Genomic DNA, 16,942 nt, shown 5'->3' on the forward strand with positions numbered 1-16,942 from the left:
CTCACGCCGCCGTGCGGGCGGGGACGACGAACTCGCACCACACGCACTTGCCGCCGCCGCGCGCCTCCACGCCCCAGACGTCGGCGAGCCGGTCGACGAGGAGCAGGCCGCGCCCCGAGACGCCGGACTCACCGGCCTCCCGGCGGCGCGGCAGTGCGCTGGAGGAGTCCTCCACGTCGACCCTCAGCCGCCGGTCGGGGCCGGTCAGCACCCGCAGCGTGACGATGGCCGGGCCGTCGGTGTGCATCAGGGCGTTGGTGATCATTTCGTCGGCGACGAGTTCGATCTCGTCGGCGCGTTCGCGGGCGCCCCAGGCGCGGACGGCCGCGCGGATCATGTGCCGGGCGGCGCTGAGCGCTTCCGGATCGCCGGGCGGCACGTGCTCGGTGAGGCGGCCACCGCTCTGCGGGGCACCTGCTCGCCGGCGGCGCAGGAGCAGCAGCGCCACATCGTCCTCGCCGCCGCGTTCGTCGACGGACGCGCACAGCCGGTCGGCGAGCCGGTCGAGGTCGGCGGGGCTCGCGCCGATCAGCGCGGTCAGAGCGTGCAGGCCGTCGTCGAGGTCGGTACCCGGCTGCTCGACGAGGCCGTCCGTGCACAGCAACAGGGTCTGTCCCGGGTCGAGTTCGGCGGTGGTCACCGGGTATTCGAGCCGCCCGAACTCGGCGGACAGGCCGAGCGGCAGACCGCCGTCGACGGGCAGTCTGCGGGCGGTGCCGTCGGCCAGGCGGAGCAGCGGGTCGAGGTGTCCGGCGCGCACGATCTGCACGACGCCGGTCGACAGGTCCGCCTCCGCGTACAGACAGGTCGCGAAGCGTTCGGTGTCGAGTTCGTGGAGGAAGACGGAGGCGCGGGCCATGACGGTCGCGGGGGTGTGGCCCTCGGCGGCGTACGCGCGGAGCACGATGCGCAGCTGGCCCATGACGGCGGCGGCGTGCGTGTCGTGCCCCTGGACGTCGCCGATCACCGCGCCGACGCGGCCGCCGGGCAGCGGGATCACGTCGTACCAGTCGCCGCCGATGTCGCGTCCCTGGGACTGATCGGAAGCGGCCCGATACCGTACGGCGATGTCGGCGCCCGGCACGGACGGAATGGTGCGCGGCAGCATCGCCTGCTGCAGGCCCTGGGCGAGGTCCTTCTCCTGCTCGTAGAACATGGCGCGCTGCAGGCTCTGCGCGATGCTGCTGCCGAGGGCCAGGAGCACGTTGCGCTCGGACTGCGTGAAGCCCTTGCGGTCGTGGTAGAGCAGGCCGACGGCGCCGATGGGCCGGGCCTGCGCGATGAGCGGCAGGTAGGCGGCCGAGCGGATGCCGAGGTGCGTGATGTGCGGCCACAGGACCGGGTAGGACGCGGCGAAGTCCTCGGGCGACTCGATGAAACGGGGCTTGAGGGTGCTCACCACCTCCCCCATCGGGTACGGGTCGTCGACGCGGGTGATGTGCGTGCCGGGCACGAAGCTGCCGGCGGGACCTTCGGCGACCAGGTGGATCCGGCCGGCGCGGACCACGCCCATGACGAAGCTGGTCGCGCCGAGATGCTCCACGCCGTGCGTCTCGCGCAGTACGTCGATGACCTCGTTGACGGTGCGGGCGTGTGCCAGGGCGGCGGTGGTGCTCTGTACGACGCTGGTCTCGCGGCGCCGGATCGCCTCGCGGGCCGCGCGCTCGTGCTGCACGGTGGCGTCGTTGAGCTCGTCGGTGGCGTCGCGCACGATGCCGACGATGCGGCGCGGGCGGCCGGTCTCGTCGCGGCGGATGTAGCCGCGGGTGTGGGTCCAGCGCAGCTCTCCCGCACGGGTGCGGATGCGGAAGTACGCGCCGTAGTTCTCCTCGCCGCTCTTGAGCGCCTGGGAGACGATCGCGTCGAGGCGGCTGCCCTCGCCGGGCGGGACGCGCAGAGCGAGGGTCTCGGGGCGGTCGTCGTACTCCTCGGGCAGGACGTCGAAGACGTCGTGGGCGTTGGCGTCCATGTGCATCAGGCCGGAGACGAGGTCCCATTCGAAGCCGCCCATGCGCAGGCCGCGCCCGTACGCCTCCAGAAATCCGCGCGGGGACTCGTCCGGGCTCTCCCCACCGGGGGGATCGCCGGGCTCCTCGCCTCCCCCGCTACCCGCGTCCATAGGGCCACGCTAGGCGCAGCTCCAAGGGGCCGCATGCGGGAGAAGAGTCTCCCGCAGCCGGTCGAGGAGGGCCCGCGCGGCGGGGCTGGACGGGCCGGCGGCGCGCCGGGCGAGGGCCACACGGGCGCGGGCCCCGGGGTCCGTCAGCGGCAGCGCGCGTACACCCATGCCGGCGGCCTGCGCCTCGGAGAGTTCGGGCAGCACGGCCACCCCGAGGCCACGCGCCGCGAACCGGGCGAGCAGCAGCGGGGTCGCCGCCTCGAAGGCGACGCGGGGTGTGAAGCCGGCCTCGGCGCAGCTCCTCTCCAGGACGCCGCGCACCCCGGTGCCGCGGGGCAGGCTGATCAGGCGGCGGTCGGCGAGCGCGGCGAACGGCACGCGGGGGTGCTCGGCGAGCGGGTCGTCGAGGGGCACGACCGCCACGAGCGCGTCGTCGACGACGATCTCCCAGGTGAGACCGGGCGGCGGGGTCGCGTCGGCGACACCGACCGCCGCGATGTCGAGGTCGCCGCGGTGCAGCGCGGTCAGCATCCGTTCGCTGCTGTCCTCGGCGACGGCGATCTCGACGTGCGGGTGGGCGTCGTGGAAGGCGGCGAGCAGCCCGGCGATGTCGAAGGCCTCGGCGGCGGCGCCGGTGACCAGGCCCAGCGTGACGTGGCCGCGCAGCAGTCCGGAGTATTCCTCGACGGTGGCGCGCAGGTCGGCTGTCGCCGCCAGGGCGGCCCGCGCGTACGGCAGGACGGCGGCGCCGACGGCGGTCGGGGTGACGGTGCGGCCGGTGCGGTCAAGGAGCGGCTCGCCCAGTTCGCGCTCCAGCTGCTTGATCTGGGCGCTGACCCCGGGCTGGGCGAGGTGGAGGCGCGCCGCGGCGCGCGTGAAGTTGGCCTCTTCCACGACGGCGACGAAGTACTGGAGTTGCCGGAGTTCCATAACCATTGATTCTAGGAGCGACCACTTTCCGCTCTTGGACTTATCGCCGGGTCCGCTTCAGGGTGGGGAGCATGCCGACGACGACACGGACCGAAGCGGTGCGGCTCAGGGCGGTCATCTCCGCCGAGCGGCGTGAACTGGCGGATATGCTCGGGGAGTTGAGCGAGGCGCAGTGGGACGCGCCGAGTCTCTGCTCGGGCTGGCGGGTGCGGGAGGTCGCCGCTCATATGTCGATGGGGTTCCGGCTGTCGCTGCCCAGGACGCTGGCCGAACTGGGGCGCTCGGGCGGGCGGCTGCACCGGATGACGGACCGGGTGGCGCGGCGGGACGCGGCCGCGCTGACGCCCGCTGAACTGGTCGCCGCGCTGCGGGACAACGCCGGGCATCCGTGGACGCCGCCGGTCGGCGGGCTCACGGCGGCACTCGGCCATGACGTGGTGCACGGTCTCGACATCACCACCGCGCTCGGCCTCGACCGGCGGGTACCGGCCGAGCGGCTGCGGCTCGTCCTCAATGGTGTCGACGCGCGCTCCCTGAAGTTCTTCGGGGCCGGGCTCGACGGGGTGCCCCTGCGTGCCACGGATCTCGACTGGTCGCTCGGGGCGGGCACGGCCGAGCCGCTGGAGGCGCCGGCGCAGGAGCTCGTGCTGCGGGCCTTCGGCAGACGGTTGCCCGGCTGAGCTCCGCCGGTCCGGGATCGGGGCGCGCCGCGGCCGACTCATGACCTTGCCGGGCGCGCTGCCCCACACTGAGGGCGTGAACTGGTTCGGCAGCGGTGATTACTGGCTGAGTCGCCTGGTGTTCCAGCGCGGTCTGGCGGCGGTGTACCTCGCCGCGTTCGTCGGGGCCGCCCTGCAGTTCCGGGCCCTGATCGGGGAGCGCGGCATGCTGCCGGTGCCGCGGTTCCTGGCGCGGGTGCCGTGGCGGCGGGCGCCGACGCTGTTCCGGCTGCGCTATTCGGACCGGTTCTTCGCGGTGTGTGCGTGGGCCGGGGCCGTGCTCGCCGTGGCGCTGCTCGCGGGCGCCGACGGGCTGCTGCCGCTGTGGGGCGCGATGCTGCTGTGGCTGGCGCCGTGGGTGCTGTACCTGTCGATCGTGAACGTCGGCCAGACCTGGTACGGCTTCGGCTGGGAGTCCCTGCTCCTGGAGGTCGGCTTCCTCGCGGTGTTCCTCGGCAACGACGAGGTGGCGCCCCCGGTCCTCGTCCTGTTCCTGCTGCGGTGGGTGCTGTTCCGCCTGGAGTTCGGCGCGGGACTGATCAAACTCCGCGGCGACGCGTGCTGGCGGAACCTGACCTGCCTGTACTTCCATCATGAGACGCAGCCGATGCCAGGACCGCTGAGCTGGTTCTTCCACCATCTGCCGCGGCCGCTGCACCGGATGGAGGCGGCGGCGAACCACGTGACCCAACTCATGCTGCCTTTCCTCCTGTTCACCCCCCAGCCGGTCACCACGGCAGCGGCCGCACTGATGATCGTCACCCAGCTGTGGCTGATCCTGTCGGGCAACTTCGCGTGGCTGAACTGGCTGGCTGTCGTGGTCGCCGTCGCCGCCCTCGACCTGAGACCGCTGCACGCGCACCGCGATCTGCCCGCGGCCCCGCTCTGGTACGAGATCGTCGTCCTGGCACTGACAGCACTGGTGGCGGGCCTGAGTTGGCGGCCCACGCGGAATCTGCTGTCCCGACGGCAGTCCATGAACCGGTCGTACGACTCGCTGCACCTCGTCAACACGTACGGGGCGTTCGGCACGGTCGGCCGGATCCGGCAGGAGATCGTCATCGAGGGCACGACCGACACGGCGCCGGGGCCCGAATCCGATTGGCAGGCCTACGAGTTCAAGGGCAAGCCGGGCGATCCGCGCCGACTGCCGCGCCAGTTCGCGCCCTACCACCTGCGGCTCGACTGGATGATGTGGTTCGCCGCGCTGTCACCCGCGTATGCCCGCCCATGGTTCGACGGGCTCGTCGAGCGGCTCCTGGAGGGCGACAGGGACACGCTGCGGCTGCTGCGTCACTGCCCCTTCCCGGACGCGCCGCCCGCCCACATCCGGGCCCGTGTGTACCGCTACCGGTATACGACGTGGCGCGAGCTGCGGGCGACGGGGGCGTGGTGGGAGCGGACCTATGTGCGGGAGTTTCTGGCACCGACCCGGCTGAGGTAGACGCGTCGGGCTGTCCGGGCGAACACATCCTCGTCCAGCCCTCCCACCAACTCCACTGCTGCTTCCAGCACTTGGGCGTACGTCGCCACGAGCGTGCACACCGGCCAGTCCGAGCCGAACATCACGCGGCCCGGACCGAACGCGTCCAGGACCGTGTCCGCGTAGGGCCGCAGCGCCCCGACGGTCCAGGTCGCCCGGTCGGCCTCGGTGACCAGACCGGAGAGCTTGCAGAAGGTGTTGGGCAGGTCCGCGAGCGCACGGACGTGCGAGCGCCAGGGTTCCAGCTCGCCGGAAGCGATCGGCGGCTTGCCCAAGTGGTCGAGGACAAAGGTGAGTTCGGGGTGCGCGGCGGCCGCCTTGACACAGCCGGGCAGCTGGTGCGGGAGCACGACCAGGTCGTAGACGAGTCCGGCCTCGGCGAGCGTCGTCAGGCCCCGGCTCACGTCCGGGCGGAGCAGCCATTCGGGGTCGGGCTCGCCCTGGACCTGGTGCCGGATGCCCACCAGGTGCCGACCGCAGGGGAGTTGACGCAGCACGGCGAGGGTTTCGGCCACGTCGGGGCGGGTCAGATCGGTCCAGCCGACGACGGCCGCGACAAGTTCGCTGCGCTCGGCCAGGGCGAGGAACTCGGGGGTCTCCCCGGCGACGGTGACGGTCTGCACGAGGACGGTGGCCGCCACGCCCGCCGCCCGCGCGTCGGGGGCGAGGTCGTCGAGGGTGAAGTCCCTGCGGATCGGCGCCAGTTCGGGTCCGGTGATCCAGTCCTGGTCGCGGACGGAGAGGTCCCAGACGTGGTGGTGGGCGTCGATGATTCCCGTGCGCGCCATCGCGGCTCCCGTGCGCGGGGCCGTCATGGCAGCTCCCACACCACGGGCAGGCCCGCTCCGGCGCCGTCGGCCGAGTAGTCGTGCGCGACGTCGAGGAGTTCGTCCATCCGGGCCTGCCAGGCGATGTTCACCGGGAGCTTCTCCAGCTCCGCGAGCATCCGGGAGTAGTCCTCGCACTCCAGGACGTGGAACAGGTCCGTGCCGCTGCGCCAGATCGTCCACCGGGTGGCTCCGGCCGCGCGGATGGCGGCCACCAGTTCGGCGGGGACCTCGCGGTGCACCGTCTCGTACTCCTCGACGCGGTCGGCGCGGACTGTGGTGTGCAGGGCGACTCTCACGCGCTCTCTTTCTGTTCGGGGGTGGGCACGTCGGCGGCGAGCAGGTTCCGTTCGCGGGCCTCGGCCCAGAAGTCGGCGGGCACGGGTGCCGCGAACTGCTCGGCGGTGTCGATGACTTCGGCCACCGACCGGGTGCCGACGAGGACGCCGGTGACGGCCGGGTGTCCGAAGGGGAAGGCGAGCGCGGCGGCGCGCAGCGTGGTGCCGTGCCGCTCGGCCAGCTTCTTGAACTTCAGGGCTCGGGAGACGACCTCGGCCGAGGCGAGGGCGTAGTCGAAGGTGCCGCCCTGTTTCGGGTCGGCGAGCAGCCCCGAGTTGAAGACGCCGCCGATGACGACGGAGACGTCCCGCGCTGCCGCCTCGGGCAGCAGGTGGGGCAGGGCCCGCTGGTCGAGCAGGCTGTAGCGCCCGGCGCACAGGACCACGTCGACATCGGTGTCGCGGACGAACCTGGTCAGCATCCGCGCCTGATTCATGCCCGCGCCGATGGCGTCCACGAGCCCTTCGCCGCGCAGCCGCTCCAGCTCCGGATAGGCCTCGCCGAAAGCCTGCTCGGCGTGGTCGTCCGGGTCGTGGAGGTAGACGATGTCGATCTTGTCGACACCGAGCCGGCCGAGGCTGTCCTCGATGGAGCGCCGCACCCCGGCCGCGCTGAAGTCCCAGACGCGGCGGTGCGACGCGGGCACCGCGAAGCCGTGGGCCAGGTCGTCTCCCCGGCCGTCGTACGGCTCCAGGATCCGGCCCGCCTTCGTCGACAGGGTGTACGAGGTCGAGGGGCGGCCGCGCAGATACTCGCCGAGGCGCCGCTCGGACAGGCCGATGCCGTAGTGCGGTGCGGTGTCGAAGTACCGGATCCCGGCGTCCCAGGCGGCGTCGACGGCGGCGTACGCCTCGTCGTCTCGGACCGGCGTGAACAGGTTGCCGATGCCCGCGGCGCCGAAGCCGAGCTCGGTGACCGGGACGTGCCCCCGGCCCAGGGTGCGGGTCCGCATCGGCGTCACTGTCCCGCGGGCCGCAGGCGCAGGCCCTGCATGCCGCCGTCGACCGCGAGGGAGGTGCCGGTGGTCGCGCCGGACAGCGGGCTCGCCAAGTAGGCGACGGCGCCCGCGACTTCGTCGGCCGAGACGAGGCGTCCTGTGGGCTGGCGGGCTTCGAGGGCGGCGCGTTCGGCGGCCGGGTCGTCGGCCTTGTCGAGGAGCCGGCCGACCCACGGGGTGTCCGCGGTGCCGGGGTTGACGCAGTTGACGCGGATGCCCTCGCGGAGATGGTCGGCGGCCATGGCGAGCGTGAGCGAGTACACGGCGCCCTTCGACGCGGAGTACAGGGCGCGCTGCGGCAAACCGGCGGTGGCGGCGATGGAGCAGGTGTTGACGATCGCCGCGTGGCCGGAGTCCCGGAGCGCGGGCAGGGCGGCGCGGGCCACGCGCACCATGCCGATGACGTTGACGTCGAGGACGCGGTGCCATTCGGCGTCGTCGTTGTCGGCGATGGTGCCCTGGGCGCCGATGCCCGCGTTGTTGACCACGATGTCGAGTCCGCCGAGGTCGGCGACGGCGGCGGCCACCGCGGCCCGCACGGTTTCGTCGTCGGTGACATCGGCCGCGTACCCCCGCAGCGGCTTCTCCACGGCGGTGATGTCACGGTCGAGGACGGCGACGTCGGCGCCGCGCGCGACGAGCAGGTCGGCGGTGGCGCGGCCGATGCCGGAGGCGCCACCGGTGACGAGGGCCCTGAGCCCGGCGAAGTCCTGGAGGGCGGAGAGGTCCTGGAGGCTGGCGCTGTCGGTCATGCTGCGGCTCCGTTCGTGTGGGGCGATTCGTGCCCAGCCAGATCCTTCACCCAGAACTCCCCGTCGGGGTAGGTGAATTCGGCGATGGATTCCGGCCGCATGGTGGCGGAGAAGCCCGGTGCGGCCGGGGCCGTGTAGTGGCCCTCGTGCATGACGACCGGGTCGAGGAAATGGTCGTGCAGATGGTCCACGTACTCGATGACGCGGTCGGCGGTGGTGCCGGTCAGCGCGACGTAGTCGAACATGGACAGGTGCTGGACGAGCTCGCACAGGCCGACACCGCCCGCGTGCGGGCAGACGGGGACGCCGAACTTGGCGGCGAGCAGCAGGATCGCGAGGTTCTCGTTGACGCCGCCGACGCGGGCCGCGTCGATCTGCAGGATGTCGATGGACCCGGCCTGCAGGAGCTGCTTGAAGACGATGCGGTTCTGGACGTGTTCGCCGGTGGCGACCTTGACGGGGCCGACCGCCTTGCGGATCGCGGCGTGGCCGAGGATGTCGTCGGGGCTGGTGGGTTCCTCGACCCAGTACGGGTCGAACTCGGCGAGGGCGCGCGTCCATTGGACGGCCTCGTCGACGTTCCAGCGCTGGTTGGCGTCGATGGCCATCCGGATGCCGGGGCCGATGACCTCACGGGCGGTGCGGCAGCGGCGGATGTCGTCGGCCAGGTCCGCGCCGACCTTCAGTTTGATCTGGGTGAAGCCGTCGGCGACGGCCTGCCGGGCGAGCCGGGTGAGCTTCTCGTCGGAGTAGCCGAGCCAGCCGGGTGAGGTGGTGTAGCCCGGGTAGCCGCGCTCCTTGAGGAGGGCGGTGCGCTCCGCGGCGCCCTCGCGCCCCGCGCGCAGCAGCTCCAGCGCCTCTTCCGGCGTGAGCGCGTCCGCGATGTACCGGAAGTCGATCTGCCGTACGAGCCACTCGGGTTCCGCGTCGGCGAGCAGCTGCCACAGCGGCTTGCCGGCCCGCTTGGCGGCAAGGTCCCACGCCGCGTTGACGACGGCGCCGATCGCCATGTGCATCACGCCCTTCTCGGGCCCCAGCCACCGGAGTTGGCTGTCGCCGACCAGGTCGCGGTTGAGGCTGCCCGGGTCGGCGCACAACTCGTCGAGGGACCGGCCGACGACGTGATGGCGCAGCGACCGGATCGCGGCGACCTGTACGTCGTTGCCGCGGCCGATGGTGAACGTGAAGCCGTGCCCCTCGTGTCCGTCGGCGGCGTCCGTGCGCAGGACGACGTACGCGGCCGAGTAGTCGGGGTCGGGATTCATGGCGTCGGAGCCGTCCAGTTCCCGGGAGGTCGGGAACCGGATGTCGTAGGTGTCGACCGCGGTGACACGCGGGGTGGTTGCGGGCACGTGTGGTTGCCTTTCGGGCCGTGTGTGGGGCTGCGGTCAGTCCTGGGCGCGGCCGGTGGTGACGCGGGCGATCATGAGGGCGAGGAGGATGATTCCGCCGTAGATGGCCTGGATCCAGAAGGACGGCACCTGGGCGAGGGTGAGCAGGTTCTGTACGACACCGAGCAGCAGCACACCGGTCAGCGCGCCGAACATGGTGCCCTTGCCGCCGTCGAGGCTGATGCCGCCGATGACCGCCGCGGCGAACACCGTGAAGATCATGTTGTTGCCCTGGTTGGCGCTGATCGCGCCGACGTAACCCGTCTGCATGATGCCGCCGACCGAGGCGAGGACGCCCGCCACGATGAACACGCCGAGCATGACGCGCTCGACGCGGATGCCGGCGGCGCGGGCGGCGTCGGCGTTGCCGCCGATCGCGTAGAGGGCGCGTCCCACGCGGTGGTACTTGAGGATCAGCCCGGCCACGCCGAACGCGACGGCGGCGAGCCACACCGACATCGGGATGCGCAGGAACGTGGTCGTGGCGAGGGAGAAGAACGAGTCGGGCATGCCGAACAGGGTCTTGCCCTTGGTGGCGCCGACGAGCAGCCCACGCAGCACGATCAGCATCGCCAGCGTGACGATGAAGGCGTTGAGTTTGAACTTCACGACGAGGATGCCGTTGAAGGCGCCGATGAGGCCGCCGACCACGAGGATCGCGAGCATCGCGAGCACGGCCGGGAACTCCGTGCCCCACCCCGACTGGGCCACCGGCAGCACCAGCAGGGCGCCCACGGCCGGGGCGATGCCGACGACCGATTCGAGGGACAGGTCGAACTTGCCGGTGATCAGCACGAGGGACTCGGCCAGGACGACCATCGCGAGGGCGGCGGACGCGCCGAGGATGGAGATCAGGTTGCGTTCGGTGAGGAAGGAGTCGTTGACGATCGCGCCGAGCACGAGGAGCAGCAACAGGGCTGGTACGAGGGCGAGTTCGCGGGCGCGGCGCAAGAGCACCGTTTTCGCGGTGCCGGGCCCTGCGGGGTGCGCGGGTGTCTTGGTGGCCGGGGCCGACGGGGCCTGGGTGTCAGCCATGGTGGGTTCCTTCTTGTCCGGCCCCTTCGGGCGATGGGTTTTCCAGCCCCTCCGGCGCTTGAGGAGCGGGGTCCGGGGCGGAGCCCCGTGGGGTGAGGTCAGTCACGGGCCACCCCCTCTATGGAGGCGATGAGGTCATGGTCCGACCAGCCCGCGACGTGCTCCGCGACCACCCGCCCGTGGAACAGCACAAGCACCCGGTCACAGCGGCGCAGGTCGTCGAGTTCGTCGGAGACGACGAGGACCGCGGTGCCGTCGTCGCGGGCGCTGTCGACGCGGCGCAGCAGCGACTCCTTGGATTTCACGTCGACACCGGCCGTGGGGTTGATGAGGACGAGGAGGTGCGGATCCGAGGCGAGGGCGCGGGCCATCACGACCTTCTGCGCGTTGCCTCCGGAGAGGTCGGAGACCGGCTGCTCGGGGCCCTCGGCTTGGATGTCGAGGCGGTCGATGAGGTCGCGGGCGAAGGACCGCTTCCGGTCCGTGCCGACGAAACCGTAGCGGCCCAGGCGGCCCAGTACGGTCATCGTGGCGTTGTCGCCGATGGACATGCCGGTGACGAGGCCCTGGTCGTGCCGGTCGCGCGGGACGCAGCCCACGCCGGCGGCGAGCGCGGCCGACACGTCCCCGAACGGGAGTTGCCTGCCGTCCAGTTGGGCCGCGCCGGAGGTCGGCGTGTGGAGCCCGGCCAGTGACTCGGCCAGCGCGATCTTGCCGCTGCCGCTCGACCCGGCGAGGCCGACGACCTCACCGCGGCGCACGGTCAGATCGACGTCGCGATACGTGTCCGAGGTCAGGCCCTGTACGGCCAGGACCACCGGGGCGTCCACCCCGTCCTGTTCGACGACCGCCTCGGCCGCGGCGGCCGCCTGCTCGGCGATCACCTCGCCGGCCATCGCCTCGACCAGTGCGGGGCGGGGCAGTTCGGCGACCGGCGCCGTGGTGATCCAGCGGGCGTCGCGCAGCACGGTGACCGTCTGGCAGACCTCGTACACCTCCTGGAGGTGGTGCGAGATGAAGAGGAACGTGACGCCGGACTCCTGCAAGGCGCGCATGCGGGCGAAGAGCCGCTCGATCTCCCGGTTGTCGAGCTGCGCCGTCGGCTCGTCGAGAACGATGAACCGGGCGCCGCCGCTCAACGCCCGCGCGATCTCCACCATTTGGCGGTCCTCGACCTTGAGGTCGGAGGTGCGCCCGGCGGGATCGACGTGGATGTCCCAGGTGTCGAGGAGCCGGGCCGCTTCGGCGTGCAGCTTCTTCCAGCTGAAGAACCCGCGGCGGGCTCCGGGCTGCCGGTTGATGAACAGGTTCTCGGCGACCGTCAACTCCGGTACGACCGTGGGCTTTTGGTAGACGCACGCCACCTTGGAGCGCCAGGCCTCCCGGTCGCCGAGCGGTGGCGCGGGCTCGCCGTCGAAGAGCAGCGTGCCCGCGTCCGGCGCCTGCAGCCCGGTGAGGACGGTGACGAGGGTGGACTTGCCCGCGCCGTTGCGGCCGACCAGCGCGTGGGACTCGCCCGCGCGCACGGTCAGCCGGCCGTCGGCGAGGGCGACCGTGGGCCCGTACCGCTTGGCGATGCCGTCGGCTTCCACCAGCGGCGGCGTCAACTGGCTTGTGGGTGACGTCATTTGACCGTGTTTCCCCAGAGCTTGGGGTCCTCGACGTTGTCCTTGGTGACCAGCGGCGCGGGCAGCTGGTCCTCGAGGATGCCGCTGGGCAGCTTGACGATCTCCGAGTCGTGGTCGGTCGGGCCCGGCTTGAACGTCTTCCCCTGCATCGCCGCCTTGATGTAGTACATGCCGTACTTGGCGTACGCGTCGGCGGGCTGGGAGACGGTCGCGTCGATCTGGCCCTTGCGGATGGCGTCGAACTCCTGCGGGATGCCGTCGTTGGAGACGATCGCGATGTGGCCCGCGTCGCCCGCCTTCTTCAGCATCCCCTTGGACTTGAGGGTCTGCAGGGTCGGCGCGAGGTAGACGCCGCCCGCCTGCATGTAGATGCCCTTGAGGTCGGGGTTGGCGTTGAGCAGGGTGTCCAGTTTGGAGGCGGCGGTGTCCGACTCCCACTTCGCCGGGATCTCCAGGACCTTCAGCTTCGGGTACTTGGACTTCACACAGTCGCGGAACGCCTTGGAGCGCTCGCGTCCGTTGACCGAGGCGAGGTCGCCCATGATCTGCACGACCTTGCCGGTCTTGACCTGCTTGCCGAGGTATTCGCAGGCCTTCTCGCCGTACGCGACGTTGTTGGCGCGCACCACCATGGCGACCTTGCCCTTCTCGGGCGCGACATCCACCGCGACCACGGGGACGCCCTTGCGCTCGGCCTGGTCGAGCCCGGCGGCGATGGCGGCGCTGTCCAGCGGCGCCACGACGAGGCCCTTCACGCCCTGGTTGAGCTGGTTGTTGATGTCGGTGATCTGCTGCGAGGGGTCGCTGTTGGAGTTGACCGTCTTCATCGCGTCGACCCCCTCGGACTTCGCCATCTTCGGCACGTAGTCGTTGTACGACTGCCAGAACGGCGAGGTCAGCAACGGCAGGATCACGCCGACCTTGCCCTTCCCGTCGCCGCCTCCTCCGCCGGCGGACCCGGCGGTGTCGTCCTTGGTGCTGCCGCACGCGGTGAGGGCGAGGGCGGCGCAGCCCAGGAGGGCCGCCATGCGCAGCGCTCCCGCTCTCGAACTCGTCGGGCGCTTCGTGGTGCCATTCATCGGACCGCTCCTCGGCTCCGGACGTCATGGGCTCGCGGTCGGGTCCCGCCGTCCTGGAACCTGGCCGCGCCGAGATATTTATCAGACCACTTCGCTCCGCCAACACCCTTGTACCCAAGTTTTCTCGGGTTTTACGGCTCTGAGACCACGGAAAGGTCCGACCACCTGGGTAGTGGTCGGACCACTTCGCTGATTAGACTGCGCCGCATCACCGCACCGCGTCACGGAGCGGTACCCGCACTCGGGAGGACGTCATGGTGGAGCAGACCGCCCCCCAGAAGGGCACCGTCACGGCGCGGGCGATCGAGCAGATCAAGGCGATGATCGGCGGCGGCAGCCTGGAGCCGGGCCAACGCCTGCCCACGGAGCGGGACCTGGCGGTCCAGCTGGGCATCTCCCGCAGTTCGATGCGGGAGGCCATCCGCGCCCTGACCGTGCTCGGGGTCCTGGAGGCGCGGCACGGCTCCGGTATCTACGTCACCCAGCTGGAGGCCGGGGACCTCCTCGAAACCTTCGGGGTCGTCGCGGACCTGTCGCGCGGGCCGCGCCTGGTGGAACTCCTCGAAGTCCGCCGCATCCTGGAGTCGACGGCGACAGCGTTGGCCGCCGCGCGCATCACCCGGCCCCAACTCGCCGAGGTCGAAGAGCACTTGGCGGCGATGGAGGCCACCGACGACCCGGAGGAGATCCTCTCGCACGACCTGGCGTTCCACCGGGCGATCGTGGCCGCCGCGGGCAACGACACGATGGCGGCGATCCTGGAGGGGTTGTCGTCGCGGACGTTCCGGGCGCGGGTGTGGCGCGGGTACCAGGAGGAGGGGGCGTTCGAGCGGACCCGTCGCGAGCACTCCCGTATTCACCGGGCGCTGGTGGCCCATGACCCGGAGGCGGCGCGGGCCGCTGCCGCGGCGCATGTCGGTGAGGTCGAGGAATGGCTCCGGTCCCAACTGGACTGACCCGTTGTTCTGCGCCTGCGGCCCGGTGGGGACTTCTCGCGCAGTTCCCCGCGCCCCTGGTTGTTCTGCGCCTGCGGGCCGGTGAGGACTTCGCGCAGTTCCCCGCACCCCTGGTTGTTCTGCGCCTGCGGGCCGGTGAGGACTTCGCGCAGTTCCCCGCACCCCTGGTTGTTCTGCGCCTGCGGGCCGGTGAGGACTTCTCGCGCAGTTCCCCGCACCCCTGGAGCATGCGGCTCCGCCGCAGCCCCCATGGGGCGCACGCGCGTGCGCCCTCTGAGATGGCGCACGCAGTGCGCATCTCAGGGGCGCGGGGAACTGCGCGAGCAACCCCCACCGGCGCGCGCCCGGCAACGAGACCTCAAACGCCCTCCCCTGACGCCGCCGCAACCAACGCCGCCAGCAACAACTCCAGCGCCACCTCGAAAGAACTCCCACCCATCAGCGGCAACTGCCCCCGCGCAGCGGCAAGGTGCGGATGCGTCCGAGGAGACAGCTCCGCGTACTCCCCCACCCAGGCCCGGTCATCGGCAACCCTGCGCTCAACCGGCAGAGCCAAGTGCGCCGCATCCAGCGCGGCATGCCCCAGCACGGTGTCGATGAAAGCCGCGTAGTAACGGACCGCCGACGCGTCGTCGAACCCGGCACGCCGCAACAGCCCGATCCCCGTGTCCACGGCCCGGAACTCGTTGAGCCGCCGGGTCACCCGGTACGCGGCCATCGCGGCCACCCTCGGATGCTTCCGGTAGCACCCATGCACCCGCAAGGCCATCTCGCGCAGCCCCTCCTCCCACGGCATTCCGTCGGGTTCGAAGCCGGCCTGCGCCTCGCCGATGATCCGGTCGGCGAGCGCGAGCAGCAGGTCGTCGGTGTTGTGGAAGTACCGGTACAGGGCGCTCGGATCACAGCCGAGCGCCGCGCCGAGCCGCCGTACGCTCAACGCGTCGGGCCCGTGCTGTCCGACCAGGCGCAGCGCGCAGTCGACGATCACCTCTTCGGACAGCACCACACCCGACCTGGTCGGCTTGCGGCGCCGCCGCTCCGCCGGAATGCGCCCCTCGGTCATCTCGCCCGCCCTTCCCTGAAACCCGTACGCCCTTATGTCAACACCATTGACGCAACGCTGACAAGGCCGGTTTGATCGCAGCCTCCTCGCCACACCTTCCGTCTCCCGGTCCCAGGAGCCTGCCCATGAGAAGCGAACCTCCAGGTCTGCGCCGTTCCCTCGGTGTCGTCGACGGTGTCGCCATCGCCGCGTCCAGCACCGCCGCCACCACGAGCATCGGGATCGGCATGGGCGCCCTCGCGGCGACGGTCGGCCTTCAGGCGCCGGCCGTGCTGCTCGTCGCCTTCCTGCCGATCCTCGGCATCGCGACCGCCTACGCGCGGCTCAACCGCGACGAGCCGAACATGGGCAGCGGCTATGTGTGGGTCGCGTCCTCGCTCGGCCCCTGGCTCGGTTTCCTCACCGGCTGGGTCACGCTCGTCGGCACCGTCATCTTCATGGCGTACACCAGCGCGGTGACCGGTTCGGTCTTCCTGCAGTTCGCCAACAAGGCCCATCTGCATACGCTGTTGGGCCTCGACCTCGATCCGAACTCGACGGCGCTGAGCACGGTCGTCGGCCTGCTGGTCCTCGCCGTCGTCACCGTCACCGCGGTCACCGGAGTCCGCAAGGCGACCCGGCTGCAGGCGTGGCTGCTGGTCTTCGAGTACGCGGTCCTGCTCGGCTTCTGCGGCTGGTGCCTGGTGACCGGCTCGCACGGTTTCCAGTGGTCGTGGCTGAACCCGTTCGCCGTGCACGACGGTACGGCGTTCGCCCAGGGACTGGTCCTCGCGGTGTTCTTCTTCTGGGGCTGGGACGCCGCGTTCAGCGTCACCGAGGAGACGAAGGACGTACGGGACGTGGGCCGCGGCGGCTTCATCGCCCTCTTCACGATGCTCGCCCTGTTCCTCTACGGGTCCGTGGCCTTCCAGCGCGAGATGTCACTGCCCGAACTGATCGAGCAGGGCCCGGGGGCGCTCACGTATCTCGGGGCGAAGCTGGCCGACGAGCCGGTCGCGAGCCTCCCGCTGCTCGCGCTGCTCTTCTCGGCGGTGGCGTCGCTGCAGTCCAGTGTCATCCCGACGGCGCGCGGCCTGTACGCGATGGGCCGGGACCGCACGATGGGCCGTGTGTGGACGCGGATCAGCCCGCGCTACGGTTCCCCCGCCCTCGGCACGGTGCTCGTCATGGCCGTCGCGGCGCTGGTCGCGCTCCTCGCTCTCGCCATCCCGAAGCTGAACGAGATGATCCTCGCGGCCGTGAACTCGATCGGCCTGACCGTGGCCCTGTACTACGGCCTCACCGCGCTCGCCTGCGCCGTCCGGTTCCGCTCGGCCCTGCGCACCTCACCCGCGCAGGCGCTGCGCGCGGTGGTCGCGCCCGGCCTGAGCGCGCTGGCCCTGCTCGGCGTCGGTGTCTACCTCGGCCGGGACTACGCCACGATGAGCGACCACTTCGAACTCAGCCCGGACAACGGCTGGTTCATGCTGTCCGTACCCGCGGCCACCGTCGCCTCCGGGCTCGCGATGGCGGCCGTCGCCAAGTACCGCCGCCGCTCCCCCTACTTCACGACCCGGCGCGGCACCGACGCCGACGCTCTCCCGCCGACCGCGCTCGACGTCCCGTAGACCTTCAACGGATGTAC

15 protein-coding genes are annotated in these 16,942 nt (G+C 71.4%); 4 read left to right on the plus strand and 11 right to left on the minus strand.

Annotated elements, in window-relative coordinates; translation table 11 throughout:
* Position 1: 1 nt before the first annotated feature.
* Both ACIREE_RS05500 and ACIREE_RS05505 read right to left on the minus strand, forming a co-directional pair.
* Positions 2-2,119 (minus strand): SpoIIE family protein phosphatase, encoded by a 2,118-nt coding sequence (locus tag ACIREE_RS05500; protein ID WP_404146586.1) that lies wholly within the window; start codon positions 2,117-2,119, stop codon positions 2-4.
* A 9-nt stretch (positions 2,120-2,128) separates the two neighbouring features.
* Complete coding sequence (locus ACIREE_RS05505) at positions 2,129-3,049, minus strand: LysR family transcriptional regulator (RefSeq protein WP_404146589.1); 921 nt, start codon at positions 3,047-3,049, stop codon at positions 2,129-2,131.
* A 71-nt stretch (positions 3,050-3,120) separates the two neighbouring features.
* On the opposite strand from ACIREE_RS05505, the gene ACIREE_RS05510 reads away from it, so the two are divergent.
* Complete coding sequence (locus tag ACIREE_RS05510; protein ID WP_404146591.1) at positions 3,121-3,729, plus strand: maleylpyruvate isomerase family mycothiol-dependent enzyme; 609 nt, start codon at positions 3,121-3,123, stop codon at positions 3,727-3,729.
* A 76-nt stretch (positions 3,730-3,805) separates the two neighbouring features.
* Positions 3,806-5,212: a lipase maturation factor family protein gene (locus ACIREE_RS05515; RefSeq protein WP_404146594.1), complete on the plus strand. Its 1,407-nt coding sequence runs from the start codon at positions 3,806-3,808 to the stop codon at positions 5,210-5,212.
* On the opposite strand, the gene ACIREE_RS05520 is transcribed toward ACIREE_RS05515, so the two are convergent.
* The 8 genes from ACIREE_RS05520 to ACIREE_RS05555 all read right to left on the minus strand — a co-directional run bounded on the left by ACIREE_RS05520 (position 5,173) and on the right by ACIREE_RS05555 (position 13,299).
* On the minus strand, positions 5,173-6,066 hold the full coding sequence (locus ACIREE_RS05520) for an amidohydrolase family protein (RefSeq protein ID WP_404146596.1): 894 nt from the start codon (positions 6,064-6,066) through the stop codon (positions 5,173-5,175). The two genes, ACIREE_RS05515 and ACIREE_RS05520, sit on opposite strands and share 40 nt — an antisense overlap.
* Positions 6,063-6,377 (minus strand): L-rhamnose mutarotase, encoded by a 315-nt coding sequence (locus ACIREE_RS05525; protein ID WP_404146599.1) that lies wholly within the window; start codon positions 6,375-6,377, stop codon positions 6,063-6,065. Before ACIREE_RS05525 ends, ACIREE_RS05520 begins: the two co-directional genes overlap by 4 nt.
* The gene (locus tag ACIREE_RS05530) at positions 6,374-7,369 is read right to left on the minus strand and encodes an aldo/keto reductase (RefSeq protein ID WP_404146602.1); all 996 of its coding nucleotides are present in this window, start codon (positions 7,367-7,369) and stop codon (positions 6,374-6,376) included. The genes ACIREE_RS05525 and ACIREE_RS05530 overlap by 4 nt, the downstream gene beginning before the upstream one ends.
* Positions 7,370-7,374: 5 nt before the next feature.
* On the minus strand, positions 7,375-8,166 hold the full coding sequence (locus tag ACIREE_RS05535) for an SDR family NAD(P)-dependent oxidoreductase (RefSeq protein WP_404146604.1): 792 nt from the start codon (positions 8,164-8,166) through the stop codon (positions 7,375-7,377).
* Complete coding sequence (locus ACIREE_RS05540) at positions 8,163-9,518, minus strand: L-fuconate dehydratase (RefSeq protein WP_404146607.1); 1,356 nt, start codon at positions 9,516-9,518, stop codon at positions 8,163-8,165. The genes ACIREE_RS05535 and ACIREE_RS05540 overlap by 4 nt, the downstream gene beginning before the upstream one ends.
* A gap of 36 nt (positions 9,519-9,554) precedes the next feature.
* Entirely contained in the window at positions 9,555-10,592 is a 1,038-nt protein-coding gene (locus tag ACIREE_RS05545; protein ID WP_404146610.1) for an ABC transporter permease, read from the minus strand.
* A gap of 98 nt (positions 10,593-10,690) precedes the next feature.
* Positions 10,691-12,220: a sugar ABC transporter ATP-binding protein gene (locus ACIREE_RS05550; protein ID WP_404146613.1), complete on the minus strand. Its 1,530-nt coding sequence runs from the start codon at positions 12,218-12,220 to the stop codon at positions 10,691-10,693.
* On the minus strand, positions 12,217-13,299 hold the full coding sequence (locus tag ACIREE_RS05555; RefSeq protein WP_404146615.1) for a sugar ABC transporter substrate-binding protein: 1,083 nt from the start codon (positions 13,297-13,299) through the stop codon (positions 12,217-12,219). Before ACIREE_RS05555 ends, ACIREE_RS05550 begins: the two co-directional genes overlap by 4 nt.
* Before the next feature lie 254 nt (positions 13,300-13,553).
* Here ACIREE_RS05555 and ACIREE_RS05560 point away from each other — a divergent pair, with 254 nt between their 5' ends.
* Positions 13,554-14,255: a FadR/GntR family transcriptional regulator gene (locus ACIREE_RS05560; protein ID WP_404146618.1), complete on the plus strand. Its 702-nt coding sequence runs from the start codon at positions 13,554-13,556 to the stop codon at positions 14,253-14,255.
* Between the two features lie 358 nt (positions 14,256-14,613).
* Here ACIREE_RS05560 and ACIREE_RS05565 read toward each other — a convergent pair whose 3' ends face one another.
* Entirely contained in the window at positions 14,614-15,318 is a 705-nt protein-coding gene (locus ACIREE_RS05565; RefSeq protein WP_404146620.1) for a TetR/AcrR family transcriptional regulator, read from the minus strand.
* 125 nt (positions 15,319-15,443) lie between these two features.
* On the opposite strand from ACIREE_RS05565, the gene ACIREE_RS05570 reads away from it, so the two are divergent.
* Entirely contained in the window at positions 15,444-16,925 is a 1,482-nt protein-coding gene (locus ACIREE_RS05570) for an APC family permease (protein ID WP_404146623.1), read from the plus strand.
* Positions 16,926-16,942: the final 17 nt, after the last annotated feature.

It is taken from the genome of Streptomyces sp. NPDC102467, assembly GCF_044765445.1.
GTDB lineage: Bacteria > Actinomycetota > Actinomycetes > Streptomycetales > Streptomycetaceae > Streptomyces.

Coding starts and splice junctions, on each gene's coding strand:
- ACIREE_RS05500 (WP_404146586.1), bottom strand. CDS start 2,119: ATGGACGCGGGTAGCGGGGGAGGCGAGGAGCCCGGCGATCCCCCCGGT.
- ACIREE_RS05520 (WP_404146596.1), bottom strand. CDS start 6,066: ATGACGGCCCCGCGCACGGGAGCCGCGATGGCGCGCACGGGAATCATC.
- ACIREE_RS05505 (WP_404146589.1), bottom strand. CDS start 3,049: ATGGAACTCCGGCAACTCCAGTACTTCGTCGCCGTCGTGGAAGAGGCC.
- ACIREE_RS05555 (WP_404146615.1), bottom strand. CDS start 13,299: ATGAATGGCACCACGAAGCGCCCGACGAGTTCGAGAGCGGGAGCGCTG.
- ACIREE_RS05550 (WP_404146613.1), bottom strand. CDS start 12,220: ATGACGTCACCCACAAGCCAGTTGACGCCGCCGCTGGTGGAAGCCGAC.
- ACIREE_RS05530 (WP_404146602.1), bottom strand. CDS start 7,369: ATGCGGACCCGCACCCTGGGCCGGGGGCACGTCCCGGTCACCGAGCTC.
- ACIREE_RS05510 (WP_404146591.1), top strand. CDS start 3,121: ATGCCGACGACGACACGGACCGAAGCGGTGCGGCTCAGGGCGGTCATC.
- ACIREE_RS05570 (WP_404146623.1), top strand. CDS start 15,444: ATGAGAAGCGAACCTCCAGGTCTGCGCCGTTCCCTCGGTGTCGTCGAC.
- ACIREE_RS05545 (WP_404146610.1), bottom strand. CDS start 10,592: ATGGCTGACACCCAGGCCCCGTCGGCCCCGGCCACCAAGACACCCGCG.
- ACIREE_RS05565 (WP_404146620.1), bottom strand. CDS start 15,318: ATGACCGAGGGGCGCATTCCGGCGGAGCGGCGGCGCCGCAAGCCGACC.
- ACIREE_RS05535 (WP_404146604.1), bottom strand. CDS start 8,166: ATGACCGACAGCGCCAGCCTCCAGGACCTCTCCGCCCTCCAGGACTTC.
- ACIREE_RS05560 (WP_404146618.1), top strand. CDS start 13,554: ATGGTGGAGCAGACCGCCCCCCAGAAGGGCACCGTCACGGCGCGGGCG.